The sequence below is a fragment of the Microbacterium sp. KSW4-4 genome (assembly GCF_023091185.1).
GTDB lineage: Bacteria > Actinomycetota > Actinomycetes > Actinomycetales > Microbacteriaceae > Microbacterium > Microbacterium paraoxydans.
This window is the reverse complement of the sequence record NZ_JAHWXJ010000002.1, coordinates 191,539-215,601: the sequence shown is the minus strand read 5'-3', so window position 1 is coordinate 215,601 and position 24,063 is coordinate 191,539. Positions and strand designations below refer to the sequence as shown.

At 70.7% G+C, this 24,063-nt stretch carries 24 protein-coding genes; 14 read left to right on the top strand and 10 right to left on the bottom strand.

Translation table 11 applies throughout. The features are described 5' to 3' along the window. Positions 1-50: 50 nt before the first annotated feature. The gene (locus tag KZC57_RS10680; RefSeq protein ID WP_247641706.1) at positions 51-2,555 is read right to left on the bottom strand and encodes an FtsX-like permease family protein; all 2,505 of its coding nucleotides are present in this window, start codon (positions 2,553-2,555) and stop codon (positions 51-53) included. Next, a complete protein-coding gene (locus KZC57_RS10675; RefSeq protein ID WP_144881576.1) occupies positions 2,555-3,322 on the bottom strand; it encodes an ABC transporter ATP-binding protein in 768 nt (255 codons plus the stop codon). Before KZC57_RS10675 ends, KZC57_RS10680 begins: the two co-directional genes overlap by 1 nt. Before the next feature lie 108 nt (positions 3,323-3,430). Here KZC57_RS10675 and KZC57_RS10670 point away from each other — a divergent pair, with 108 nt between their 5' ends. The 6 genes from KZC57_RS10670 (at position 3,431) to KZC57_RS10645 (ending at position 7,817) form a co-directional block, all read left to right on the top strand. Then, positions 3,431-4,675: a sensor domain-containing protein gene (locus tag KZC57_RS10670; RefSeq protein ID WP_247641705.1), complete on the top strand. Its 1,245-nt coding sequence runs from the start codon at positions 3,431-3,433 to the stop codon at positions 4,673-4,675. Continuing rightward, the gene (locus tag KZC57_RS10665; protein ID WP_247641704.1) at positions 4,663-5,301 is read left to right on the top strand and encodes a response regulator transcription factor; all 639 of its coding nucleotides are present in this window, start codon (positions 4,663-4,665) and stop codon (positions 5,299-5,301) included. Before KZC57_RS10670 ends, KZC57_RS10665 begins: the two co-directional genes overlap by 13 nt. 231 nt (positions 5,302-5,532) lie before the next feature. Then, positions 5,533-5,883 carry a PadR family transcriptional regulator gene (locus KZC57_RS10660; protein ID WP_247641703.1) on the top strand — a complete coding sequence of 117 codons (351 nt, stop codon included), beginning with the start codon at positions 5,533-5,535 and terminating at the stop codon, positions 5,881-5,883. A 1-nt stretch (position 5,884) separates the two neighbouring features. Further along, a complete protein-coding gene (locus tag KZC57_RS10655; RefSeq protein ID WP_060923281.1) occupies positions 5,885-6,256 on the top strand; it encodes a DUF1048 domain-containing protein in 372 nt (123 codons plus the stop codon). Beyond that, positions 6,253-7,053, top strand: a complete 801-nt coding sequence (locus KZC57_RS10650) for an ABC transporter ATP-binding protein (protein ID WP_247641702.1) — start codon at positions 6,253-6,255, stop codon at positions 7,051-7,053. The genes KZC57_RS10655 and KZC57_RS10650 overlap by 4 nt, the downstream gene beginning before the upstream one ends. Beyond that, the gene (locus KZC57_RS10645; protein WP_126894264.1) at positions 7,050-7,817 is read left to right on the top strand and encodes an ABC transporter permease; all 768 of its coding nucleotides are present in this window, start codon (positions 7,050-7,052) and stop codon (positions 7,815-7,817) included. Before KZC57_RS10650 ends, KZC57_RS10645 begins: the two co-directional genes overlap by 4 nt. Positions 7,818-7,952: 135 nt before the next feature. On the opposite strand, the gene KZC57_RS10640 is transcribed toward KZC57_RS10645, so the two are convergent. The 6 genes from KZC57_RS10640 to KZC57_RS10615 form a co-directional block, all read right to left on the bottom strand. Further along, positions 7,953-9,455, bottom strand: a complete 1,503-nt coding sequence (locus tag KZC57_RS10640; protein ID WP_247641701.1) for a lipase maturation factor family protein — start codon at positions 9,453-9,455, stop codon at positions 7,953-7,955. Positions 9,456-9,511: 56 nt separating this feature from the next. Then, positions 9,512-10,489, bottom strand: a complete 978-nt coding sequence (bsh, locus tag KZC57_RS10635; RefSeq protein ID WP_247641700.1) for a choloylglycine hydrolase — start codon at positions 10,487-10,489, stop codon at positions 9,512-9,514. Between the two features lie 146 nt (positions 10,490-10,635). Further along, positions 10,636-11,544, bottom strand: a complete 909-nt coding sequence (locus KZC57_RS10630) for a glycine betaine ABC transporter substrate-binding protein (protein WP_247641699.1) — start codon at positions 11,542-11,544, stop codon at positions 10,636-10,638. A 158-nt stretch (positions 11,545-11,702) separates the two neighbouring features. Then, complete coding sequence (locus KZC57_RS10625; RefSeq protein ID WP_060923286.1) at positions 11,703-12,662, bottom strand: proline/glycine betaine ABC transporter permease; 960 nt, start codon at positions 12,660-12,662, stop codon at positions 11,703-11,705. Next, positions 12,662-14,005: a glycine betaine/L-proline ABC transporter ATP-binding protein gene (locus KZC57_RS10620; RefSeq protein ID WP_247641698.1), complete on the bottom strand. Its 1,344-nt coding sequence runs from the start codon at positions 14,003-14,005 to the stop codon at positions 12,662-12,664. Before KZC57_RS10620 ends, KZC57_RS10625 begins: the two co-directional genes overlap by 1 nt. Positions 14,006-14,336: 331 nt before the next feature. After that, entirely contained in the window at positions 14,337-15,530 is a 1,194-nt protein-coding gene (locus KZC57_RS10615; protein ID WP_247641697.1) for a methyltransferase, read from the bottom strand. Between the two features lie 204 nt (positions 15,531-15,734). On the opposite strand from KZC57_RS10615, the gene KZC57_RS10610 reads away from it, so the two are divergent. From KZC57_RS10610 to KZC57_RS10595, 4 genes are all read left to right on the top strand, one after another. Then, positions 15,735-16,124 carry a GntR family transcriptional regulator gene (locus KZC57_RS10610; RefSeq protein WP_060923259.1) on the top strand — a complete coding sequence of 130 codons (390 nt, stop codon included), beginning with the start codon at positions 15,735-15,737 and terminating at the stop codon, positions 16,122-16,124. Then, on the top strand, positions 16,121-17,038 hold the full coding sequence (locus KZC57_RS10605; RefSeq protein ID WP_247641696.1) for an ABC transporter ATP-binding protein: 918 nt from the start codon (positions 16,121-16,123) through the stop codon (positions 17,036-17,038). The genes KZC57_RS10610 and KZC57_RS10605 overlap by 4 nt, the downstream gene beginning before the upstream one ends. Next, on the top strand, positions 17,038-17,724 hold the full coding sequence (locus KZC57_RS10600; protein ID WP_247641695.1) for a hypothetical protein: 687 nt from the start codon (positions 17,038-17,040) through the stop codon (positions 17,722-17,724). Before KZC57_RS10605 ends, KZC57_RS10600 begins: the two co-directional genes overlap by 1 nt. Before the next feature lie 175 nt (positions 17,725-17,899). After that, entirely contained in the window at positions 17,900-19,018 is a 1,119-nt protein-coding gene (locus KZC57_RS10595) for an aromatic acid exporter family protein (protein ID WP_217583166.1), read from the top strand. Between the two features lies 1 nt (position 19,019). Here KZC57_RS10595 and KZC57_RS10590 read toward each other — a convergent pair whose 3' ends face one another. Then, positions 19,020-19,610, bottom strand: coding sequence for a transcriptional regulator (locus KZC57_RS10590; protein WP_060923262.1), 591 nt, complete (start codon positions 19,608-19,610; stop codon positions 19,020-19,022). A 70-nt stretch (positions 19,611-19,680) separates the two neighbouring features. Between KZC57_RS10590 and KZC57_RS10585 the strand changes: the two genes are divergently transcribed. Further along, positions 19,681-20,979, top strand: coding sequence for an MFS transporter (locus KZC57_RS10585; RefSeq protein ID WP_247641694.1), 1,299 nt, complete (start codon positions 19,681-19,683; stop codon positions 20,977-20,979). Between the two features lie 15 nt (positions 20,980-20,994). On the opposite strand, the gene KZC57_RS10580 is transcribed toward KZC57_RS10585, so the two are convergent. After that, entirely contained in the window at positions 20,995-21,213 is a 219-nt protein-coding gene (locus KZC57_RS10580; protein WP_247641693.1) for an SCO4848 family membrane protein, read from the bottom strand. A gap of 119 nt (positions 21,214-21,332) precedes the next feature. Between KZC57_RS10580 and KZC57_RS10575 the strand changes: the two genes are divergently transcribed. Genes KZC57_RS10575 through KZC57_RS10565 form a run of 3 tightly spaced genes read left to right on the top strand, consistent with a single transcriptional unit; the run spans position 21,333 to position 24,030 of the window. Next, positions 21,333-21,956 (top strand): RNA polymerase sigma factor, encoded by a 624-nt coding sequence (locus tag KZC57_RS10575; RefSeq protein ID WP_231729557.1) that lies wholly within the window; start codon positions 21,333-21,335, stop codon positions 21,954-21,956. After that, positions 21,953-22,408 (top strand): hypothetical protein, encoded by a 456-nt coding sequence (locus KZC57_RS10570; protein WP_025104190.1) that lies wholly within the window; start codon positions 21,953-21,955, stop codon positions 22,406-22,408. The genes KZC57_RS10575 and KZC57_RS10570 overlap by 4 nt, the downstream gene beginning before the upstream one ends. Before the next feature lie 50 nt (positions 22,409-22,458). After that, complete coding sequence (locus KZC57_RS10565) at positions 22,459-24,030, top strand: S8/S53 family peptidase (protein WP_247641692.1); 1,572 nt, start codon at positions 22,459-22,461, stop codon at positions 24,028-24,030. The last annotated feature ends 33 nt before the right edge of the window (positions 24,031-24,063 follow it).

Here is a 24,063-nt window from a genome sequence, read left to right as displayed (position 1 = left end):
ACGCCGGAGGGCGCACCGGGATCCCGATGCGCCCTCCGGTGGTCATGGGCCTACTCGCGGGAGCCGATCTCCTCGATCGGACGACGACGCAGCGCGGCCTCCGTCGCGACGCGCAGCGCGACGAGGGCCAGCGCCCCCATGCCGCCGATGATCGCGAGGGAGCCGAGCACCGGCATCGCCGGGAGCGGCTGCCCGGAGATGCCGTAGCTCATGCCCATCAGCGGCGGGATCGCCACCAGCACGCCGAAGACCATCGAGAGACCCGCGATCAGGATCGCCTCGGTGCGCATCGTGGCGCGCACCTGGCCCCGGGAGGCGCCGATGAGCTGCAGCAGGGCGAACTCCCGGGACCGCTCCCCCGTCGCCATCACGAGGGTGTTCACGACGGCGATCGCGATGTACCCGAGGATGACCAGCAGGCCGATGAGGCTCACCCACCCCTGCTGCGAGACGGCTCCGGTCGTGCTCGCCTTCTGCCCCGACCCCGGGGCCACCTGCAGACCGTCGGCGGCGAGGGCGTCGGCCGCGCCCGAACCGTCCACCGACACGAGCGCGAACGAGTCGAGTCCTGCGGAGGTGTGCGCGCGGATGTGGTCGGCGGCCATGGTGAGATCCCCGAAGCCGAGACCTCGTTGGTAGATGCCGACCACGGTCGCCTCCAGGGGTGAGCCGTCGCCGAGCGCGCCCGTCACCGGGTCGCCGATGTCGAGGCCGAGCGTGTGGGCCATATCGGCGCTGACGGCGACGGTCGTACCGCCGTCGAGGGCGGCGAGAGACCCTTCCCGCACCCGCAGGTCGAGCAGGCCGTCCACCGTCGCCGGGTCGACACCCTGCAGCACGTACTCCGTGCGTTCGACCGTGCCTTCGATGTCGAGCGAGTCGATCACCGCGGTGCTGACGACCACGCCGGTCGCGGCAGTCACCCCCGGCTTGCCGCGCAGCCCGCCGACGACGTCGGGGGAGAGCCCGGCCGGGGCCGCCACCCGCAGGTCGGCGATGACCCCGGCCCTCGCCTGGGTCGCCGCCTCGTCCGCGACGATCGCCGGCCCGCCGATCTGCACGAGACCCAACCCGATACCGAGGGCGATCGGGAGCACGGCGGCCGCCATGCGCCGGCTGCCCGCGGTGGTGTGGGCGGCGGCGAGGAATCCAGCCGCCGAGGAGCGGCGCAGCACGGGGCCGACGAGGCGCACGCACAGGGCGACGAGCCACGGCCCCAGCAGCGCGAGAGCGACGATGAGCAGGATCGCCGCACCGGCCGACGCACCGACGGCGGCGTCTCCGCGGACGGTCAGAGGGACGGTGGAGATCGAGACCCCGGCGGCGGCGAAGACGATCCCGGTGATGACGCGGGGCAGCCCGATCGGACCAGGACCCGTCGACGACTCGCGCAGCGCCTCGATGGGATCGAGGCGGGCAGGACGCCGCGCGGCGATGCGCGCCGCACCCCAGGCCGAACCGAGCACCAGCACCAGGGCGGCCAGTGCCGGGAACGGGCTCAGCGCGAGGGCGAAGTCGCCGGGGATCACGCCGCCCGCGACGAACGCCGACTGCAGCGCGGAGGACAGCAGGTACCCCGGAGCGATCCCGAGCAGCGCGGCGACGACCGCGATCGTGAGCACCTCCCTGGCGATGAGGGAATGCACCTGCGACGAGGTGGCCCCGACGGCACGGAGCAGCGCGTACTCGCGCCGACGCGCCTGCACCGACAGCGACAGCGTCCCCGCGACGATGAAGAGGGCGACGAGGATGCAGGTGCCCACGAAGGCGCTGCCGATCGCGACGAGCAGGGTGCGTGCCGCCGCCGAGTCGAGGAACTCCACGTCGCCGCGGGCGTCTCCGGTCCGGGCGACCAGCTGCGGGAACGCCTCGCGGATCGCGGTCGCCACCGGTTCGGGGTCCCCGTCGACGAACACGCCCAGCGCCTGCGCGGCGCCGCCGTGCGGGTCGAGGTCGCGGATGCGCTCGTCCGTCAGGAACACCGGTACCGCGCGCTCCGGCACGCTCTCCGCGGACACCAGACCGACGACCGTGTACATCGCCGCGATGCCGCCGTGGGCGAGCGGAAGGGTGTCGCCCACGGCATGGCCGGCACCGGCGAGCACCACGGCCTCGTCACCGGCAGCGGGTTCTCGGCCTTCCGCGAGCGTGAAGCCGGTGAGCGCCGTCGCGGACCAGGGGTGCGCCTCGACCACGGCATCCGTCGTCCCGTTCCGGAGCGCCAGGGGCACGGTCACGTCGGCGACCACGGCCTCGACTCCGGGCAGCGCGGCGATCTCCCGCGCGGCGTCGTCGGGAACGGGGGCACGCTCACGCAGCGGCACCGGCAGGTCCTCCGGCACGTCGACCTGCTGCGCGGCCCCGACGACCACCTCGGCGGCGGTGTAGCGCTGCGGGGCGAGGCCACCGCGGATGCCCGACTCGACGAGCACGCCGAGCCCCGTGACGAGCGCGCTCGCGACGAAGATGGCGACGAACACCCCGGCCAGACTGCGCCGATGGTGACGGAGGTCGGCGCGGACGATGCGCCCGAGCCCGAGGGTCGAGGCGGACATCACCACTCCCCCAGCGTGCTCATGCGATCCGTGATCTGCTGCGGGCTGCCGCCGTCGAGATGTCCGGCGAACGCCCCGTCGGCGAGGAAGATCACCCGGTCGGCGTGCGAAGCCACCACCGGGTCGTGCGTGACGACCACGACGGTCTGGTGCAGTTCCTTCGCGGTATGGGCGAGGAGATCGAGGACCTGCTTCCCGGTGCGGGAATCCAGGGCGCCGGTGGGCTCGTCGCCGAACACGACGTGCGGTCGTGTGATGAGCGCCCTGGCGATCGCGACGCGCTGCTGCTGTCCGCCGGAGAGCTCGGCGGGGCGGCGGTGGCGGCGGTCGGTGAGGCCCACCGCGTCGAGCAGGGTCTCCAGCCAGCGATGATCCAGGCCCTGCCGGCCGAGGCGCAGCGGGAGGGTGATGTTGTCCTCCACGCTGAGCGCCGGAAGCAGGTTGTAGGCCTGGAAGACGAACCCCACGTGGTCGCGGCGGAAGGCCGTGAGCTGCCGGGGCGTGAGCGCGGAGATCTCGGTGCCACCGAGGTGCACCGTGCCGCTGGTCGGGCGGTCGAGCCCTGCGGCACTGTGCAGCAGGGTGCTCTTGCCCGAGCCGGACGGCCCCATGATCGCGGTGAACGAACCCCGCGCGATGACGAGGTCGATGCCGCGGAGGGCGGTCACCCGGGCGCTGCCGGAACCGTAGGTCTTGACGAGGCCGCTGAGGCGCAGGGCCTCGGCCGGGGCCGCTTCGACGAGCGGCGGAGAGGAGAGGAAGGTCATGCTTCGACGGTAGGAACGCCGGGCGACCGCCCCCATCCCGCCCGGTCCCGCATCGATGGTGGAGCTGGCTCTACCGCGGGCGGCGGGGCGCTCGGGCAGACTTGCAGGGTGAAGGACGGATGGATGCGCCGGTGGCTGCGCGGATGGCTGCCCGATGCGCGGTTCCTCGCCGTCGAACTCGGCGCCTCCGTCGTGTCCCTCGCGCTGTTCTGCGTCATCCTCGTGCTGCTGCCGCTCATGCTCATCACCGGCGGGGTGCTGTTGCTTCCGCAGGTCGTGCAGGTGCTGCACGCCTGGAGCGACCGCGCGCGGCGACGGATCGGACGACGACGCGGGGAGGATCTGCCGCCACTCGGGCGCACGCTGCCGCGCGGCGCGACGATCGACGAACGGCTCCGCTTCGCCTTCTCCCGCACCACCGCCCGCGACGCCCTGTGGCTCACCGTGCACGCCTTCCCGGTGATGTGGCTGTCGCTGCTGACGCTCGCGCTGCCGTTGTCCGCCGTCAACACACTCGCGGTCACCTGGTACTGGCAGTTCGCGCCCGCCGACGACCCGGTCGGCTCGCCGTACCCCGTCACGTCGTGGGAGCTCGCGTGGACCATGCCGCTCGTCGCCCTCGCCTACGCGGTGGCTGCGCTGTTCCTCGTGCCGGTGGTCGCCCGACTTGTGGCCTTCGTCTCGGCGAGGCTCCTCGCGACGCCGCAGAAGTCGCGCCTCGCCGCCCGCGTCGACGCGCTGACGCTCAGCCGCGCGGCCGCGCTCGATGCCCACGCCGCCGAGCTCCGGCGCATCGAGCGCGATCTGCACGACGGCGCCCAGAACCGCCTGGTGAACGTCGTGATGATGCTGGGGATCGCGGAGCGCGCCCAGGAGACGGGTGGCGACGTGCTCGAGCCGCTGCGGCGCGCGCAGGACGCGGCGACCGATGCCCTCGCCGGCCTCCGCCGCACGGTGCACGACATCTATCCGCCGATCCTCGACGAACTCGGGCTCGAGGGGGCGCTCGCGTCGCTCGCCGGGCGCAGCGTCGTGCCGTGCACGCTCGACGCCGCGCACATCGGCCGAGTGCCGGCAGCGGTCGAGTCGGCGTCGTATTTCGTGGTCGCGGAGGCGCTGACCAACGTGAACAAGTACAGCGCCGCCACGCGAGCCGCCGTGCGCGTGGAGCGGGAGGGCGAGCTGCTCCTCATCACGGTGGAGGACGACGGGGCCGGCGGCGCGATCGAGCGTCCGGGCGGAGGCCTCGCGGGGATCCGGCGCCGGGTGGAGGCGTTCGAGGGCACGATGGACCTGTCGAGTCCCGCCGGGGGACCCACCATCCTGCGGACGGAGCTGCCATGCGGATCGTGATCGCGGAGGACGACACCCTGCTGCGGGAGGGCCTCGCGCTCCTGTTGCGCAGCGAGGGCTTCGACGTGATCGGCGCCGTGCCGGACGCGGACGGGTTCCTCGCCCTCCTCGACGAGGCCGATGCGGCGGTGGTCGATGTGCGGATGCCGCCGACCTTCACCAGCGAGGGGCTCAAGGCCGCGGCCGAGGCGAGAGCCCGCCGCCCCGGCTTCCCGGTGCTCGTGCTCTCGGCGTACGTGGAGGACCGTTACGCGGGGGAGCTCCTCGCGGCGGGGGCGGACGGCCTCGGCTACCTGTTGAAGGAGCGCGTGGGCAAGGTCGCCGCGTTCGTCGACGCCCTGCGCCGGGTGGCCGCCGGGGGGACCGTGATGGACCCCGAGGTCATCTCGCAGCTCATGAGCCGGCGTCGCGCCGACGACCCCGTGCAGACCCTCACTCCGCGGGAGCGGGAGGTGCTCGGGCTGATGGCCGAGGGCCTGGACAACACCACCATCGCCGCACGCCTGTTCGTGACGGAGACCGCGGTGAGCAAGCACATCGGCAACATCTTCGCCAAGCTCGGCCTCGCCGCCAGCGACAGCGGCCACCGCCGCGTCCTCGCCGTCCTCGCCTATCTCCGCAGCTGACGCCTCCGCTCCCTCCCCTCTTTCGCTGAGACCCCGGGTTGTCGTCGACGCCCCGGGGTTTTCGCGTCGCCACCCGGGGGTCTCGCCGCGTACCCGGGGTCTCGGCGAGAAGAGTGAATGAGAAAGTTCAGTATTCTGTGTTGCTAAGTACCGGTACTCAGTGTTACTTTGTACCGGTACCCAGCAATACTGAGTACCGAACGGAAGACACAGGAACGAGAGGAGGGGACGATGGGCAAGCAGATGACCGAGATGCTCAAGGGAACCCTGGAGGGCATCGTGCTGGCCCTCCTCGCCGAGCAGCCGGCCTACGGGTACGAGATCACCGCGCGCCTGCGGGAGCACGGATTCACCGACACCGCGGAAGGCACCGTCTACGCCCTGCTGGTCAGGATCGAGCAGAAGAAGCTCGTGGACGTCGAGAAGGTGCCGAGCGAGAAGGGCCCGCCCCGCAAGGTGTACACCCTCAACGCGCAGGGCCGCCAGGAGCTGGAGGAGTTCTGGACGACCTGGGACTTCCTCCGCACGCACATCGAACGACTCAACACGAACACCACGAACACCACGAACAAGGGGAACTGACATGGCCGCCAAATGGATCGAAGCGCTCACCGGATCGCTCGAGCAGAAGAAGCAGTACAAGCAGGCGAAGGCGCGGATCGAGGCTCTGCCGGAGCCGTACCGCACGGTCGCCAACGCCCAGCACCGCTACACGATGTACTACGGGGGGATCACCGACGGGGACACCCTCGTGCAGATCTTCCTCGACCTCGCCGACCTGTGGGAGCGCGCCGCGATCGACGGCACCCCGATCGACGACATCATCGGCGACGACCCCGTGGAGTTCGCCGAGAACTACGCCGAGGCCTACGGCGGCACGCAGTGGGTCGACAAGGAGCGCGCGCGGCTGAACAACGCGGTCGCGGAGGCGAGGAAGAAGGAGGACGAGTCATGACGACGCCAGCCCTCTCGGTGCACGGCATCGAGAAGTCGTACAAGGATCTGCACGTGCTGCGCGGCGTCGACTTCGAGGTGGAGCGGGGATCGATCTTCGCCCTCCTCGGGTCGAACGGCGCGGGAAAGACCACCATGGTGCGCATCCTCTCCACGCTGCTCACGGCCGACGCGGGCACGGCGACGGTGCAGGGCATCGACGTCGCGGCGAACCCGGTCGGAGTGCGCGAGCGCATCAGCCTCACCGGACAGTTCGCTGCGGTCGACGAGATCCTCACCGGACGCGAGAACCTGGTGCTGGTCGCGAAGCTGCGGCATCTCCCCGACGCCGGCGCCGTGGCCGATCGGCTTCTCGCGCGCTTCCGGCTCACCGAGGCCGGGGGCCGCAAGGTCGGCACGTACTCCGGAGGGATGCGGCGCCGGCTCGACATCGCGATGAGCCTGGTCGGCGACCCCGAGGCCATCTACCTCGACGAGCCGACCACGGGCCTCGACCCCGAGTCGCGCATCGAGGTGTGGGACGTCGTGAAGGAGCTCGCGGGCGGCGGCACGACCGTGCTGCTCACCACGCAGTATCTCGATGAGGCGGAGCAGCTGGCCGACCGCATCGCGATCCTGCACGAGGGCCGCATCATCGCGAACGACACGCTCGCCGGACTGAAGCGGCTCCTTCCGCCCGCGAAGGTCGAGTACGTCGAGAAGCAGCCCACCCTCGAGGAGATCTTCCTCACCCTCATCGGCCCTTCGGGCCCTTCGACAGGCTCAGGGACCCAGGTCCAGAGAGGAGATGCAGCATGACCACGCACTTCGCCGCCGACACGGCGACGCTCACCGGCCGCTCCATGCGGCACATCTTCCGCAGCCCCGACACGATCATCACCACCGCGGTCACCCCGATCGCCCTGATGCTCCTGTTCGTGTACGTCTTCGGCGGCGCGCTCCAGCAGAGCACCGGCGCCGAGAACTACGTGAACTACCTGCTGCCGGGGATCCTGCTCATCGCGATCGCGTCGGGCATCGCCTACACGGCGTTCCGGCTGTTCACCGATATGCAAAGCGGCATCTTCGAGCGGTTCCACTCCATGCCGATCGCCCGGTCGAGCGTGCTGTGGGCCCACGTGCTCACGTCCCTCACGGCGAACGCCATCACCCTCGCGATCATCTTCGGGGTCGGGTTCCTCATGGGCTTCCGCACCGGCGCGAGCGTCTGGGCCTGGCTCGGCGTGATCGGCATCCTGATGCTGTTCACGCTGGCGCTCACGTGGCTGGCGATCATCGCCGGCCTGAACGCGAAGACGGTCGACGGCGCGAGCGCCTTCTCGTATCCCCTGATCTTCCTGCCGTTCATCAGCTCGGCGTTCGTGCCGACCGACACCATGCCCGCACCGGTGCAGTGGTTCGCGGAGAACCAGCCGGTGACCTCGATCGTCGACACCATCCAGGCGTTGTTCGCGGGGGAGCCGGTCGGGTCCGACATCTGGGTCGCTCTCGCCTGGTGCGTCGGGATCCTCGTGGTCGCCTACGTGTTCGCGATCATCTCGTACCGGAAGAAGGTCAGCTGATCGACGTCAAGCGAGACGGAACGCTCCGACCGGGGACTCTCCCCGGCCGGGGCGTTTCGCCGCGCTCGGCGGCCGTCCGAATCGCCTGAATGGCTCCATCCGGCCCGGATTTGCCGCACAGTGCGCGACTCGAAGTCAGCGGAGACCGACCGGACCGAGCACCACGCGCCGACCGGTCCGGACCCAGACGGCGCCGTCGACACGGTGCTCGGCGCGGGTCGTGAAGCGGTAGCGGTACGAGACGGCGCGCACCCACCGCGGCCGCTCGCCGTCGAAGGGGTCCACGCGCAGCATCCGCAGCGTCGGGGCATCCGCCTCCAGGAGCCGCACGAGGAACACGGAGAACCAGTCGTCCAGCGAGTGCCCGAGCGGCAGGAACCACATCAGCCAGTCCAGCCGCAGGTGATACGGGGCGAACTGCCGCGGGATCCGCCGCACGTCCCCCGGCTTCCCGCGGAACTCGTACTCGCGCCAGTGCCGGCCCTCCTCGTCGTCCGACCCCTCCACGACGATCTCGATCCGCTCCCGCGTGACCGTGCCGAAGGCTCCGTAGGCGTTGGCGAGCTGCCAGCGGTGAAAACTCGCGTTCATGAGCTGCCGTCGAGCGAAGAGGTTGCGCACGGCGGGCACGCTCAGCACGACGAACAGCACCCCGACCGCCGAGGTCACCACGACCCACCACAGCGGCATGCCCGACACCGTCCACGGCAGCGAGGTCTCCGGCGTCCGCTCCGGAGTCCCGATGCCGGGGAGGCCGATCGCGGAGAACCCGAGCACGATCGTCGCCCCGTTCAGCCACGCGAAGTTCCCGGTGAGCACGAGCCACAGCTGCGTCGCGATCACGATGCCGCCGGCGACGGCGCCGACCCACGCGACCCCTTCGACAAGCTCAGGGACCCAGCCACCGCTGTCGGGGAGCCAGAGGGACAGCAGCGGGGCGAAGAGGAAGAACGGCACGACCAGCTGCGCGACGTGGTTACCGACGACCTCGAGCTTGTGGAGCCACCGCGGCAGCAGATGCGCCTGGCGGCTCAGCGGCCCGGGCATCGGCTGGGTCTCGTGGTGGAAGGTCATCGCGGTGAGGTCGCGCCACTCGCGTCCGCCGCGGATCTTGATCATCCCCGCACCGAACTCCAGCCGGAACAGCAGCCACCAGAACAGCACGATCACCACGGTCGGCGGCGGCTGATCGTTCGAGCCGAGGAAGGCCGCGAGGAACCCCGCCTCCAGCAGCAGCATCTCCCACCCGAAGGAGTAGAACGTCTGCCCGATGCTCACGACCGACATATAGCCGAACCACAGGGCTAGGAAGGCGAGCATCGGCACCCACGGCGGTCCGAGCTGCGGCACCCCGGCGATGAGCAGGGCGGCGATGACGATCCCCGCCCCGCACAGCGCGACCAGGCGCCGGTCGGTGTAGCGGACGCGAGTGAAGAGCGTGGGGTGCAGCAGCTTCCGGCGCTCGCGCTTCTGCGCCACCCAGTCCAGCAGCACGGGCGCGGGCAGGAGCCCGTGCTCACCGAGGAGCGGACGGAACTGGTTGAGCGTCGAGACGAACGCCACGAGGTACAGCGCCGCGATGCCCCGCTGCAGGACCTCGCGGGCGAACCCGAAGTCGACCGCCGCGAACCCGTCCACGGCCACAGGCTACGCCGCGGCCGCCCGCCCGATGAGGGGGTTGCGCGGAGCGGAGATCAGTTCTGCATCACGATCTGCTGCCCCTTCACGAGCGGATACGCCGCGAGCTCGGACCCGTCGAGATCCTCCTTGTGCATGTCCACACCGGTGATCTGGCTGTTCTCGTAGGTCGTGTAGTAGTACACGCCCGTGGCGGTGTTGGCGCACGACGAGTAGATGGTGATCTCGTACTTCTCCTCATCGCCGACCTGCACGCACCCGCGCTGCTGGGCGACAGAGCCGAGGATCTGGAAGAACTGGCTGATCGACTCCGACTCCGTCGTCCCGCACACCGAGTTCATGCGCGTGAACACCGCCTTCACGAACCGCGACGATGACGACAAGTCGCCCGGAAGCCCGATCCCTCCCATGCCGCGACTGTAGAGGTCCATCGGCACGTCCGAGGCGAACGTGTTCTCCGGCTGCCGCTTCGAGAGGTGCTGATAGTCGTTGACCCGGAAGCTCTGGATGTCGAACGTGGGGTTGTTCGTGAGCACGCCCCACGGGTTGTCGTAGACCTTGAGGCCGCCGCGCACGCTCTCGACCGTGATCGATGCGCTCTTGTCGGCGATGATCCAGTGCAGCGGCGACAGCGGGAACTCCGGGCTGAAGTCGATGTCCACGAGACTCACCGACCGCAGGGCCTCTCTCACCTCGGCCACCGTCTCAAACTGTCCGAGGACCCAGGGGATGAACTCGAACGGGGTGACCTCGGTGTCCCCCGACCCCGGCGCCGGGTAGTGCGCGTTGTCCGGGAAGTTGAGCCCCGCCATGCCGAGCCCCTTCTCGTTGACCGCGTCGTAGTAGAGCGGGTAGCCGTCGGCGATCGTCGCGATCCCGATGATCGCGTGGTGCGTCGGCATCGACGGCAGCCGGTGGAACGGGAACGGGAAGTTCCGCGGTGTGACGGTCACGGTCTCGTTGTACGAGAACTCCAGATCGAGATTCCTCCCGAAGTAGTGGTCGGCGGTCGTGAAGCTCAGTCCTGTGCACATGGTCGTGTCCCCCCATCCGCGGGCCGGTCGACCCGCCGGTTTCGCGCCATGCTTCCACCTTCCGCACCCGAATGTAAGTGGGGCCACCCACGACGAAGGAGGGCCTCCCGGTGCGGGAGACCCTCCTTCGAGACGTGCGACGGGTGTCAGCTGGTGACAGTCCAGTCGAACTGGTCGCCGTACTCCTCGAGCCACGCGTCGACCGCGTCGGCTTCCTTGCCCTCGCCGTACTCGTTGACCACGAGGTCTTCGAGCGCGCCGTACTGCTCGTCGTCGAGCTTGATCTTCTCGATCAGCTCGGCCGCCTCGGGGAACTCGTCCGCGAAGCCCGCGGTGCCCAGGAAGTGCAGGCCCTCGGCCTTGCCCATGGCGCCCTTCGGGTCTTCGAGGTCCTTCACGGGGAAGACGTCGTTGGCCCAGAACGGACGCCACAGCGTGACGACGATGTCCTCCTTCTTGTCGGTCGCGGTCTTCAGCTCGGTGAGCATCGCCGCGGTCGACGAGGTGACGAGCTCGTACTCGCCGTCGAGGCCGTACTCGGGCATCATCTTCTGGGTCTGGGCGGTCAGGCCCGCACCCGGCTCGATGCCGTAGATCTTGCCGTCGAAGTCGGCGCCCTTGCCCGCGAGGTCCTCGATCGAGGTGAGCTCGGAGTACTCCGGCACCGCGAGGGTCAGCTTGGCGTTCTCGTAGTACTTGCCGAGGTCTTCGATGTCGTCGCCGTACTTGTCCATGTACGAGGCGTGGGTGAGTTCCGGCCACGCCGACGGGTAGATGTCGACATCGCCCTGCGCGAGCCCGGTGTAGAGCGGGCCGGCCTCGGTGAGCGTCTTCATCTCGACCGTGTAGCCGATCTTCTCGAGCTGGTCCTGCAGGAGGTAGGCGGTGCTGAGGCCGTCGGTCCAGGAGGGCAGGAACCCGAGGGTGATGGTGCCCTTGTCGTCGGCGCCGTCGCCGCCACCGCTCGTGCCGCCGGCGCCGTCGCCGCTGCATCCGGCGAGGGTGAGCGCTGCGGCAGCCCCGAGGGCGGTGATGGTCAGGATCTTCTTCTTCATGTGACTCTCTCTCTTGCGTTCCGTATGTGATTCAGGAGGTGCGGACGAGGCCGCGGGACAGCTGTGCCGGGATCGAAACCGTGCCGGGATCCGCGCCCCCGCGCCCCTTTTCCGTCCCACACCGGACGAAAGGGGGTGGGGGACGGGGCGGGGGGGGCTCAGGCGCGGGCGAGCTCGGATTCGGTCGAAGCCTCCTCGGCGGGCGCGGAGGCTGCGGGCTCCGACGCCACGGGGGCGGAGGGCCGGGACGAACCGCGACGCTTCAGCATGCCGAGGAGCGAGGAGCGATTCTCGCCGGGGGCACCCAGAGCGGCGGTCACCCGGTCGAGGAACACGGCGATGAGCACGACGCCCAGTCCGGCCTCGACACCCTTGGGGATGTTGATGGTCGAGATCGCCTCGACGACCATCTTCCCGAGCCCGTCGGCACCGGCCATGCCGGCGATGACCGCCATCGACAGGGCGAGCATGATGACCTGGTTGACGCCGGCCATGATGGTCGGCATCGCGAGGGGAAGCTGGATCCCGCGGAGGATCTGCCCCGGCGTCGCTCCGAAGGCGTGGCCGGCCTCGACGGTCTCCGCGTCGACGCCGCGGATGCCCAGCTCGGTCAGGCGCACGCCGGGAGGCAGCGCGAAGATCACGGTGGCGACGAGTCCGGGCACCACGCCGATGCCGAAGAACACGATCGCCGGGATCAGGTACACGAAGGCCGGCATGGTCTGCATGAAGTCGAGCACCGGCTTGAGCGTCGCGCGCACGGTCGCATTGCGCGCCGACCAGATGCCGAGCGGCACCGCGATCAGGACGGCCACGACGGCGGCGACGAGCACCAGGGCGAGCGTCTGCATCGCCGGGACCCAGAGGTCCATGGCGACGATGAGCCCGAACGACAGGATCGTGCCGATGGCGAGCTGCCACGAGCGCACGAGCCAGGCGATCAGCGCCGCGATCACGATGATGACGGCGAAGTGCGGCGTGAGGAGCAGACGGGTGAGGCCGTCGACGAGGAAGCTCACCACGAACGAGACCGCGTCGAGCAGGCCGTCGAGGTTGGCGGTGATCCAGTCGACACCGGCGGCGACCCAGTCGCCCACGGGGATGCGGAAACCGTCCATCAGCGCACCTCCTCCGTGTCGACCTGGGCCCCTGAGGCGAACCCGCCCTGGGTCCCTGAGCTCGTCGAAGGGCCGGGCTCGGCCGTCCACCCGTCGTCAAGCACGGCGTCGATCTCGGCCTGGGGCATGGGGGTCATCGGCAGCAGGATCTCCTCGGTCGCTCCGGGCCCGGGACCGAGCGCCGCGAGCAGGGTGACGCGCGGGATCACGCCCGCGAGGCGGCCGTCGGCATCCGTCACCGCGAGGGGCAGCGGCGACTCGACGGCGGGGACGAACAGGTTCATGAGGACGTCGTCCTCGCGCACGCTCTGCAGCACCGGCTTGATGATCGAGTCGAGGCGCGTGGCGCCCTGTCGCACGAGCTTCACGGCGTCGCGGTCGGTGACCACGCCGACGAGCTGGCGGTCCTTGCCGACCACGTAGGTCGCCGACATGTAGGCGTCGCGCATCTGGCGGAGCGCGGTGCGAGGACCGGCCGACTCGGCGACGACGGGGCGCGGACGCTCCATGACGTTCGCGGCGGTGAGCACCCGGGCACGGTCGACGTCCTGCACGAACTGCTCGACGTAGTCGTTCGCCGGGTCCATGAGGATGTCCTCCGGCGTGCCGATCTGCACGATGCGGCCGTCGCGCATGACGGCGATGCGGTCACCGAGGAACATGGCCTCGTTGAGGTCGTGCGTGATGAAGACGATGGTCTTCTGGAGCTTCTGCTGCAGCTCCAGGAGCTGCTCCTGCATCTCGCGGCGGATCAACGGGTCGAGCGCGCTGAAGGCCTCGTCCATGAGCAGGATGTCGCTGTCGGCCGCGAGGGCGCGGGCGATGCCGACGCGCTGCTGCATGCCGCCGGAGAGCTCGGACGGCAGCTTGTCGCCCTGGCCCTCGAGCCCGACGAGGGCGAGGATCTCCTCGGCCTTGGCCTGGCGCTCGGCCTTGCCGACGCCCTTGAGCTCGAGCGGGTAGGCGACGTTCGCGGCGACCGTGCGGTGCGGCAGCAGCGCGAAGTGCTGGAACACCATCGAGATGCGGTCGCGGCGGATCTCCCGGAGGCGGGCGGCCGGGATCCCGGTGATGGGGTCGCCCCCTACGGTGACGGTGCCGGCGGTGATGTCGTGCAGGCCGTTCAGCATGCGGATGATGGTCGATTTGCCCGATCCGGACAGGCCCATGATGACGAAGATCTCACCGCGGTTGACGGTGAAGCTGGCGTCGATGACGGCGGCGGTCCCCGCGTCGGCGACGGCGGCACGGCTCTCCCCGGCCTTCAGTCGACGGACGGCGGCGCTCGGATTCCTCCCGAACACCTTGTACAGATGGCGCGCTTCGAGTGCTGTTTCGGACACGTTTCCCCTGCGGCTCGGCCTTCGGGTGGCTGAGCCTGCTTCGGTCACGTCCGGGTGATCCTCACGAGGCCGTTCGACGTCTTCGCTGTGGCGGCACAGGCGGCGGATTTCGGATCCGCCGCAGAGGGGATCGACCGTACGCCCACGCCTCTTCGCCGCACAGCTCATCGAAGGAAGGACGTGACCGCGGACTGGTCTATGGGCCGTCAGGCCCGCCAACCAACGTAACGAAATGGCCGGTCAGCGGCAAATCCTGCGCTACGGACGTGCCCGGGTTTCCGCCGCTGACCGGGGGATAGTACGAGCGTCTAGCAATCTCGGCGCACCGCGTTCACGGGCGTCGGACGGTGCGCGTCACGGTGAACTTCGGGGTGCGCCGGAGCTGCTCGGTAGGGCCGAGGCGCCGGGTCAGCTCGGCCCGATAGCCGAGGCTCGAGTTGTACACGGTGAACAGCTCGCCGCCGGGGCGGAGCAGACGCGCGGCGGCTTCGAACAGGCGGGTCGCGGCGCCGGCGTGCACGCTGGCACCGAGGTGGAACGGCGGATTCAGGAGCACCGTGTCGAAGCTCCCCGCGGCGAGCGCCGAGCCCGCGTCGTCGTGGGTGACCTCGACCCGATCGGCCACCCCGTTCGCCGACGCGGTGGCACGGGCGGAGGCGACGGCGGCGGCCGAGCGGTCCGTGGCGACGACCCGGTCCCGCGGGAAGGCGAGTGCCCAGGACGCGGCGAGCGCGCCGGTCCCGCAGCCGAGGTCGAGGACGCGGCGCCCGCCGTTCACAACTCCGGAAGAACGGCTGCTCTCGCCGCCGTTCCGCTCGTCCTCGGCGCGTGTCACCTCTGTTCTCCTGAGTTGTGGACCACCCAGGCCGAGCACCTCGAGCAGGACCCGGGTGCCGATATCGAGGCGGGACCCGGCGAAGGCGCCGCCGTGGGCCACGAGGACGAGGTCGCCGTGCCGCGCGGAGACCGGGAACGGCGGCGACTCGGGCACCGGGAGCGGCTCGGAGGCGACGAGCAGCCGCGACTTCCGCTCGGCGCGCTGCGCCTGGACCTGGGCGAAGCTCCGCCCCAGCACCTCGTTCTGCGCCAGAGTCATGTGCTTCACTCGACCGCCGGCGACGAGCACCACGTCAGGCGCAGCCCACCGGGCGACCGCATCCGCGATCTCCTCCAGTTCGGCGAGGGCCTTCGGGAGCTGCAGCAGCACCAGTTGTGCACCGGCGAGCAGGCCCTCGTCGAGTTCGTGCGGGGTGAACCCACCGATCCCGAGCTCCTCGTCGTTGCGGGCGAGCGCGCGGCGTCCGGTCGCGAGGTCCTGGTGCACCCGGATCCCGGAGCGCCCGGCCGCCGCGAGAGCCAGCGTGATCGCGCCGTACTCGTCGCCGATCACGACCGTCTCGGACCCCGGCACGTCGAGAGCGAGCGCCCGTTCCACCAGCAGCAGATCGGTCGCATCGTGGGCCTGGAGGTTGTCCGCCTCGACGTCGGGCCAGCGACGCAGGCGACTGTAGGGGAACTCCGGCACCAGCCCACTGTACGCGGCCTGCCTCACCCCCTCCCCGTGCACAACTTCGGAGCTGACGGCCGACACGCCGCCAGAACCGACCGACGGGCGGCATGTCGACGGAGATCTCCGAAGCTGCGCCCGCCCACATACAGAGGGATTGACACCGTGGCTGGTTCCGTGGTTACTTAGTCAAGTAAGTAACCCAGCAACCACGGAGGACTCGTGATCGAAGAAGGCAAGCCGCTCTTCCTCCAGATCGCCGAGCAGATCGAGGACTCCATCCTCGACGGCTCGCTGGCCGAGGAGGCGCAGGCCCCTTCGACGAACGAGCTCGCCGCGTTCTACCGCATCAACCCCGCCACTGCCGCGAAGGGAGTCGCCATGCTCACCGACAAGGGAGTGCTACACAAGCGCCGAGGCATCGGCATGTTCGTCTCGGAAGGCGCCAGGGACCTGCTCCTCGGCGAGCGCCGCGCGGCCTTCGCCGACCGCTACATCGACCCGCTCCTCGCGGAGGCCCGCACGCTGGGCCTCGGCGCGGAAGACCTCGCGGACCTGCTCCGTCAGCGCGCCGCATCCGCCCCCACCCCAGAAGGGAAGAACCCCGCATGACCGCCGTCATCGAGGTGCAGAACCTCACCAAGCGCTACAAGGAGAAGCGGGCGCTCGACAACGTGTCGCTCGCCCTCGAGGGAGGCTCGATCTACGGGCTGCTCGGCCGCAACGGCGCCGGGAAGACGACACTCATGTCGATCCTCACGGCCCAGAACTTCGAATCCTCCGGCACCGTGAAGGTGTTCGGCGAGCACCCGTACGAGAACGCGCATGTGCTCGGCCGGATCTGCTTCGTCCGGGAGAGCCAGAAGTACCCGGACGATGCGACCCCGCGGCACGCGTTCGCCGCCGCCCGCCTGTTCTTCCCGCACTGGGACCAGGGCCTCGCGGACGAGCTCATCGCGGAGTTCCAGCTGCCGATGAAGCAGACCATCAAGAAGCTGTCCCGCGGGCAGCTCTCCGCGGTCGGCGTGATCATCGGCCTGGCCTCCCGCGCCGAGATCACGTTCTTCGACGAGCCCTATCTGGGACTCGACGCGGTCGCCCGGCAGATCTTCTACGACCGTCTCGTGGAGGACTACGCGGAGCACCCGCGCACGATCATCCTCTCCTCGCACCTGATCGACGAGGTCGCGAACCTCATCGAGAAGGTCATCGTGATCGACAACGGCCAGATCCTCCTCAACGAGGACACGGATGCCGTCCGCGACCGCGCCGTGACCGTCGTCGGGGATGCCGCGAAGGTCGACGCCTGGGTCGGCGATCGCGAGGTGCTGCACCGGGACGAGCTCGGTCGCGTCGCCTCCGTCACCGTGCTCGGCGCCCTCACCGCCGACGATCGCGCGGAGGTGCGGGCCGCCGGCCTCGACCTCGCCCCCGTCTCGCTGCAGCAGCTCATCGTCCGCCTCACCCAGAAGGCGGAGACCCGCACCGGCACCAGCGCCGACGCCACCACGGAAGGAGTCCGCTGATGCGACGCACACTCAACGTCATCCGCCTGCAGCTCATCAACCGGCAGACCTTCGTCTGGGTGCCGCTGATCATCCTCGCCTCGGCCGTGGTGATCTCGGTCCTCATCTACGCGATGATCCCCGGCGACGCCCCCAAGTACGGCGGAGGCGGCCAGGCACCGCTGTGGTACTTCTTCGCGATCGGGCTGTCGGCCATGACGCTGACCTTCCCGTTCTCCCAGGCCATGAGCGTCACCCGGCGCGAGTTCTTCATCGGAACCCTGCTGACCGCGATCCTCGGCAGCGCGCTGCTCGGTCTGCTGTTCCTCCTCGGCGGCGCGATCGAGCTGGCCACGAAAGGGTACGGCGTGAACGGCTGGGTGTTCCACCTGCCGTGGCTGTGGGAGGCCGGACCGCTCGGAGCCTTCGTCGTCTACTTCACCCTCGCCCTGTTCTTCTTCGTGGTCGGGTTCACCGGCGCGACCATCTATAAGAGCTGGGGCCCGATGGTGCTCACCATCGTGGGCGTCGCCCTGGCGCTCCTCCTCGTGGGGGTCGTGTTCCTCGTGACGCGGCTCGAGCTGTGGGGCGACGTGTGGCTCGGCATCCTCGACCTCGGCGCCGTGGGCCTCGCCCTCTGGGGGCTCGTGGTCGTCGCCGTCCTCAGCGCCGTCTCCTTCCTCGCGTTCCGCCGGGCCACGCCCTGACGCGACGACCGGAATCCGCCGATGCCGCGGCCGCGCACCCCGCGCGGTCGCGGCATCCGCGTTCGGCCGCCCTCTACCCGGCGACCCGAGGCGGGGCAACCCGGTGGCCGCGCGCCGCCTACCGCCCTATCCTCGCCAGAGATGGACCACCCGACCGCCGCGAGGAGAGGATGACGTGACGCCCGACCTTTCGCGCCTGCGCGTCCGCGAGCGCCGCTCGTACCTCGCCCGCACCGTCCGTGAGGCGGTCCGCCCCGCCCGTCTGCTCCTCGTGGCCAAGACGGCACTCGCCGTCGGGCTCGCGTGGACGATCGCGCCGCACATGCCGGGGGTCACCGACGAGTACCCGTATTACGCACCCCTGGGCGCGCTCGTGAGCATGTACCCCACGCTCATGGGGTCCATGCGGTCGAGCCTGCAGACCCTGTTCGGTCTGGCCACCGGCATCGGTCTGGCCGCGGTGATCGTGCTCACGGTCGGGCCGACGTGGTGGACGATCCCGCTCGTGGTCGGCCTCGGCGTCCTCGTCTCCGGCACCGGCTGGTTCGGTGTCGGCAAGGAGTACGTCCCGATGGCGGCGCTCTTCGTGCTCATCATCGGCGGTCAGAACGCGGACGACTACTCCCTCGGCTACCTGGCCCAGATGGGGGTCGGGATCGTCATCGGTCTGGTCGTGAACCTCCTCTTCGCCCCCGCCCCGCTCATCGGATCCGCCGAGGCGCGGGTGGAGGAGTTCCGACGACAGCTCGCGGGGCACCTGCACGACATCGGCTCCGCGGTCTCGGAGTCGTGGCCGCCGGAGACCGCACAGTGGGCCGACGATGCCGCAGCGCTCGCCGAGACCACCGCCGACCTCCGTGCCGCCCTGGCCGAAGCCGACGAGAGCGTCCGCTACAACCCGCGCGCACGCCGCCGGCATGCGGGAACCGCCCACATCCACGAGCAGCTCTCCACCCTCGACCGGATCGCGCACCTCATCCGGGACATCGCCGACGCGACGGCCGACACGATCTGGGAGCGTCCGGCGGCCATGCCCCTGGATCCGGCCCTGCCCGAGCCGTTGTCGGCGGCCTGCCACGCCGTCGCCGACGTCATCGCGGAGGACGACCCCGCCTCGAGCGCGGCGCATCGCCGCCGCGCGGAGGCGGCGCGCGCGATCCGGCTGCTGCTGGAGAAGGTCGACGACCGCACGTTCGACGTGCGCAGCTCGATGGGACCGGGCGTGCTGACGGCGATGCACCTCCGCCGCATCCTCATCCTCAGCGGCGAGCGCCTCGACGACGAAGACGAGTGAGTCAGATGGTGTCGTCGGCGACGACGATGTCCAGCTGCCAGTGACGGCCCGCGGGGTCGGTGTCGTCGTGCGCGTCGTCGGCGGCGGAGAGCACGTCATCGATCTTGTGCATCACGTCGTCGAACTCGGCCTCGGTCAGTCGGATGGTGCGCTGCACGAACGACGCGTGCACGTCGGCGGTGCGACCGGACACGTACTCGGGCGTCCAGGCCACCACACGGCGGAGCAGGTCGACGTGGTCCTCTGCGAGCGCGGCCACCACCGCATCGCCGAGCGCCTCGTCCGCGACCGGATTCTCCGGACCGCCGACGGTGAGGGCGCCCTTGCGTCCCGTCCACACGCGGTCGCGACGGTCTCTGGCCTGCTCCGGAGCCTCCTCGATGAGCCCCGCCTCGGCGAGCACCCGCAGGTGGAAGCTGGCGCTGTTGGCCGGCACGTCGAGCGCGCCGGCGATGTCCGCGGCGCGCAGGAAACCGCGGCGCGCGATGAGGCGGAGGATCTGGCGGCGTAGCGGGTGTGAGTAGGCCTTGAGCATGGCCGACGTCATGAAGGCGGCGTCCTCCCGAGAGGTCTTCTCCGCGTCGTCAGCCATTCCCCGATCCTAGTCACGCAAATGCGCACGAACAGTTGCGCAATTATTCTTGCGGAACTATCGTCGAGCCATGAGCACGACGAGCACTCCGCACCGCCTGTGGCAGAACACGCGCTACCTCACCTGGCTCGTGAGCGACACGAGCAAGGGGCTCGCCTCGGCGCTCTTCGGGTTCGCGGTCCCGCTCCTCGCGCTCGTCATCACGAACGACCCCGCACAGGCCGGCATCATCGCGGGGGCGGGCATGGTGGCGCGGGTGCTGCTCACCCTCGTGGGCGGGATCATCGCGGACCGGCACCGGCGCATCGTGCTCATGCTCGTCGGCTCGATTCTGGGGATCGTGCTGGCCGGGGCCTTCACCCTGCTCGCCCTCGGCGGCGCCCTCACCTTCGCGACCCTCCTCGTGATCGACGTGCTGCTGGCCGCGCGGAGCGGCCTCTTCGACGTCGCCGGCGAGAGCGCGCTGAAGGAGATCGTCCCGGACGACGCGATGGGGCGCGCGCAGGCCGCGAACCAGGGGCGCGATGCGGCCCTTCAGCTCGCCGGCGGCCCGCTGGGCGGCCTGCTCCTCGGTGTAGGCGGCTGGCTCGTCGGCGCGGTCATGACCCTGTGCCACCTCGTCGCCGCCATGACCGCCGGGCTCCTCGGGCGACAGGTCCGGCGCGCGGGCATCGCCGACGTCGGCGCTCTGGACGAGGACGACGGCGGCGCGCCCCCCGCGCGCCCGAACGCCTGGCGGGAGTTCCGCGAGGGCTTCGGCTGGCTGCTGTCCCGCCCCGACCTCGGCGGCGTCATGCTCATCATGACCATCGTGAACCTCGGCTTCAACGCCGCGATCACCACGGCCGTCTATGCGCTGCAGCAGGCGGGCCATTCCGAACTCCTCATCGGAACCGTCAGCGCGGCCATCGGTGCCGTGATGCTCGTCGGCGCGATCGTCGCCCCCCTCCTCGTGCCCAGGATCCCGGCGGGCGTGCTCACGATCGGCGGGCTCGCAGTGGTCGCCCTCGGCGCCGTCGTGCTGTCGTTCGCGTCGGCACCGTGGACCGTCGCCGCCGTCCTCGGTGCCACCGTTCTCCTCGTCCCCGCCCTGAACGCCGGGATGATGGGCTACTTCATGGTGGCCACGCCGTCACGTCTGCTGGGACGCGCGAACAGCGCCATGGGGGTCCTCGCGATGGGCGCGATGCCGCTCGCCCCGCTCATCGCCGGCTTCGGCCTGGCCGGGCTCGGACGACAGGGCACCATCCTCATCTGCGCGGCCCTGTGCGTGGTGGCCGCCGCCCTCGCGATCGGGAACCGCGCCCTCCGCAGCCTCCCGGTCGAGTCTCGCTGGGCCGCGCACGCCGCCCGGTACGAGGGGGACTGAGGTGGAGACACTGCGCTAGGGCGCGACCGCGAGCACGGTGATCCCCGCCGCCGCGGAGGCCACGGCCAGCACCAGCGCGATCGCGATGAGGATGACGTGCACGCGGAGGAACGGGGTGGCCTTGCCGTTCTCGTCCCTCGCACGCGGGTCCTTCGCGACGCGGGTGTAGAACCGCGGCCAGACCAGCACGTTGAAACCGGCGTTGAGGAACAGCACGACGACGAGAGCGATCACCCCTCCACGCTAGCGAGGGCGGCGTCGCACCACGGATCGGGCCGTCGGAATTCTTGGACGGCGACATGTATCACCGAGCCCTTGCCGTGCTCCTGGTAGGTGTGATCACAATGGGCTTCATGATCGACGGTGCCCCCGGCGCCGCCTTCGATCCGGCATCCGACGACGGGCGTGCACGCTGGGAACGCGCCGCGGACCTGTTCGATGCGTGGCGCGATGGCGACGGCCGCTCGATGGACGACCTGGTGCGACTGATGACGCCCGTGCTCTGGCACGTCGTGCGCGCCTACGGCCTCGAACGCACCCTCGCGGAAGACGTCGTGCAGACGACCTGGCTCCAGCTCGTGCGCGGCCACGGCGCCATCGCCGACTCGCGTGCCGTCTCGGCCTGGCTCACGACCACCGCCCGCCGCGAGGCCTGGAAGGTCGGCAAGGCCGTCGGTCGCGTCGACACCGCGGAATCCGACGACCTGGACGCCCTCCTTCCGGAGCAGGCGTCCGCCGAGGAGCACGCCGCGCTCGACGACGAGAACCGCCGACTCTGGGCCGCCGTCCGCCGCCTCGCCGAGCGCTGTCAGCGCCTGCTCCGGGTGATCGCCTTCGAGGACCGCCCGGACTACGCGCGCCTCGCCCGCGACCTCTCCATGCCGGTCGGCAGCATCGGCCCGACCCGCAGCCGCTGCCTCGCGAAGCTCCGCGACCTCCTCGACGCCCCGGCCACCCGGACGGAGGGACGATCATGAGCGATGAGGACGACGCCCGACTGTTCGCCCGCCTGCGCAGCCTCTGGAGAGAGGTCGATCCGGTCCCTGCCGGGCTGATCGACCGGATGGTCGCCGCGGTCGCCGCGGACGGGCTCAACCGCGAGTACGCGCTGCTCACGCTCGTGGAAGGCCAGCTCGGCGCGGTCCGCGGCGAGACCGACGCCCTCACGCTGCAGTTCAGCGACGGCAGCACGAGCATCCTCCTCCACGTCACGACGACCGCGTCCGGGCGACGGCGGATCGACGGCTGGGTGGACACCGCCGCCGCGGAGATCCTGTTGCTGCAGGGCGAGCGCGAGCGCCGCACGACCCCGGCGGAGACCGGCCGATTCGTGTTCGACGAGGTGCCGTCCGGGCTCAGCCGCGTGCGCCTGACCGCGACGGTCGGCGACGAGACCCGCACCCTGGAGACCCCGCAGTTCGAGTTGTGACCCCGCGTCGCCGGCGCCGTCGCCGGCGATGCCCACGGAGAGGATGACCGATGGAGCAGCCCCAGGGATGGACCTGGCAGGACCGCGCGGAGGGATCGATCCGCCGCGGCACCGCCCTCGACCCCAGCACGGAACCGGTGGACGGGATCCGGGCGTTCCCCACCGCGTACCTGCCCGAGCGGCTGCTCATCACGCGCGCCCTGGACGAGCAGGAGGCGTACGACCGCGAGCTGCGCGCCTTGAGGGATGCCGCGGACTCCTTCGGCTGGCGGCTGGAGGTGGAGTCGCCGGAGCGCGAGATCGGGAACGGCGAGCTCGTGCCGGGTGTCGCGGGGTTCCTGCGGGCACGCCTGACCACGCCGGATGAGCCGACCAGGGGCGAGTCCCCCGTGGCGCCCGACGCCTGGCGGGTGCTGCAGCGCGCGCGCCGGCTGTCGCGCTCGACCATGCCGCGGACCAGCCTGGAGCACGTGCTCTCGATCGACCCGGTCGGACTCAACCCGTTCACCCGGACGAACCCGTTCACGCGGACGAACCCGTTCACGCGGACGAACCCCGTCCGCGGTGCCGCTCCCGGCGGAGGCGGCAGCGACGACTACCTGGAGCCCGGACGCGGGGCGCGGCAGCCGGTCACCTGGCTCGGCCCCGCTCCGGCTCGAGCAGCCGCTCCGAAGCGCGGACGACGACCGGTCGTGGCGATCCTCGACACCGGCTGCGGGGAGCACGCCTGGCTGCCGTCCGACATCGTCACCCGGCACGTCGAACTCGACGGCGTCCCCGTGGGCTTCACGGACGACGCCGACCCCGAACGCTACCCCGACCTGTACGGGCAGCTCGACGGCGAGATCGATGCGGTGGCCGGTCACGGCACCTTCATCGCGGGCCTCGTGCGTCAGGCCGCCCCGGACGCCGACATCCTCTCCATCCGCGTCGCCGGCGCGCTCGGGGTGGTCGACGAGAGCACGCTCCTGGAGACCGTGGCACAGGTCGTGGAACTGCTGCGGCGGCACCGCGAGGACCCGACGACCGGCTTCCCGATCGACGTGCTCAACCTCTCCCTCAGCTACTACCACGAGACCCCGACCGACGGGCTCTTCAGCAGGACCCTGTACGAGCTGCTCGCGAAGGCCAGGGAGCTCGGCTGCGTGGTCGTCTGCTCGGCCGGCAACGACGCGATCGACCGGCCCTCGTTCCCCGCCTCGCTGTGGCCGTGGCCCGGCGCCGACAACGGGCTGCCGTCCGACGACGGCGCTCCGCACGTGTCGGTCGGCGCCCTGAACCCGTCGGCGCACTCCGTCGCCCTGTTCTCGAACGTCGGCCCCTGGGTGCAGGTGTACGCCCCGGGCGCCGCCGTGGTCAGCACCTCGCCCGCCTTCGTCGGCGGCGCGCAGGCCGCGACCCGCGCGGACATCGACGGGCTGCCGCGCGAGACGCTCGACCCGGACGACTACCGCGGCGGCTTCGCGGTGTGGAGCGGCACCTCCTTCGCCGCTCCGTGCATCGCCGGTCGGGTAGCGGCCCAGCTCGGCGCCGTCCCGGCCGCGGGGGTGAAGCCCGCCGTCGCCGGGAAGGCCGTCGCCGCCGTGCTGAAGTCCCTGCCGACGCCGCACGAGAGGTCCTGACACCTCGCACCCTTCCGCACGACCGCTCCGGCA

Excerpts from the sequence above, each read along its gene's own strand:
- KZC57_RS10570 (WP_025104190.1), top strand. The coding sequence starts at position 21,953 with ATGAGCGATGAGGACGACGCCCGACTGTTCGCCCGCCTGCGCAGCCTC.
- KZC57_RS10625 (WP_060923286.1), bottom strand. The coding sequence starts at position 12,662 with ATGGACGGTTTCCGCATCCCCGTGGGCGACTGGGTCGCCGCCGGTGTC.
- KZC57_RS10665 (WP_247641704.1), top strand. The coding sequence starts at position 4,663 with ATGCGGATCGTGATCGCGGAGGACGACACCCTGCTGCGGGAGGGCCTC.
- bsh (WP_247641700.1), bottom strand. The coding sequence starts at position 10,489 with ATGTGCACAGGACTGAGCTTCACGACCGCCGACCACTACTTCGGGAGG.
- KZC57_RS10645 (WP_126894264.1), top strand. The coding sequence starts at position 7,050 with ATGACCACGCACTTCGCCGCCGACACGGCGACGCTCACCGGCCGCTCC.
- KZC57_RS10630 (WP_247641699.1), bottom strand. The coding sequence starts at position 11,544 with ATGAAGAAGAAGATCCTGACCATCACCGCCCTCGGGGCTGCCGCAGCG.
- KZC57_RS10660 (WP_247641703.1), top strand. The coding sequence starts at position 5,533 with ATGGGCAAGCAGATGACCGAGATGCTCAAGGGAACCCTGGAGGGCATC.
- KZC57_RS10650 (WP_247641702.1), top strand. The coding sequence starts at position 6,253 with ATGACGACGCCAGCCCTCTCGGTGCACGGCATCGAGAAGTCGTACAAG.
- KZC57_RS10575 (WP_231729557.1), top strand. The coding sequence starts at position 21,333 with ATGATCGACGGTGCCCCCGGCGCCGCCTTCGATCCGGCATCCGACGAC.
- KZC57_RS10675 (WP_144881576.1), bottom strand. The coding sequence starts at position 3,322 with ATGACCTTCCTCTCCTCTCCGCCGCTCGTCGAAGCGGCCCCGGCCGAG.
- KZC57_RS10565 (WP_247641692.1), top strand. The coding sequence starts at position 22,459 with ATGGAGCAGCCCCAGGGATGGACCTGGCAGGACCGCGCGGAGGGATCG.
- KZC57_RS10585 (WP_247641694.1), top strand. The coding sequence starts at position 19,681 with ATGAGCACGACGAGCACTCCGCACCGCCTGTGGCAGAACACGCGCTAC.
- KZC57_RS10605 (WP_247641696.1), top strand. The coding sequence starts at position 16,121 with ATGACCGCCGTCATCGAGGTGCAGAACCTCACCAAGCGCTACAAGGAG.
- KZC57_RS10680 (WP_247641706.1), bottom strand. The coding sequence starts at position 2,555 with ATGTCCGCCTCGACCCTCGGGCTCGGGCGCATCGTCCGCGCCGACCTC.
- KZC57_RS10590 (WP_060923262.1), bottom strand. The coding sequence starts at position 19,610 with ATGGCTGACGACGCGGAGAAGACCTCTCGGGAGGACGCCGCCTTCATG.
- KZC57_RS10600 (WP_247641695.1), top strand. The coding sequence starts at position 17,038 with ATGCGACGCACACTCAACGTCATCCGCCTGCAGCTCATCAACCGGCAG.
- KZC57_RS10655 (WP_060923281.1), top strand. The coding sequence starts at position 5,885 with ATGGCCGCCAAATGGATCGAAGCGCTCACCGGATCGCTCGAGCAGAAG.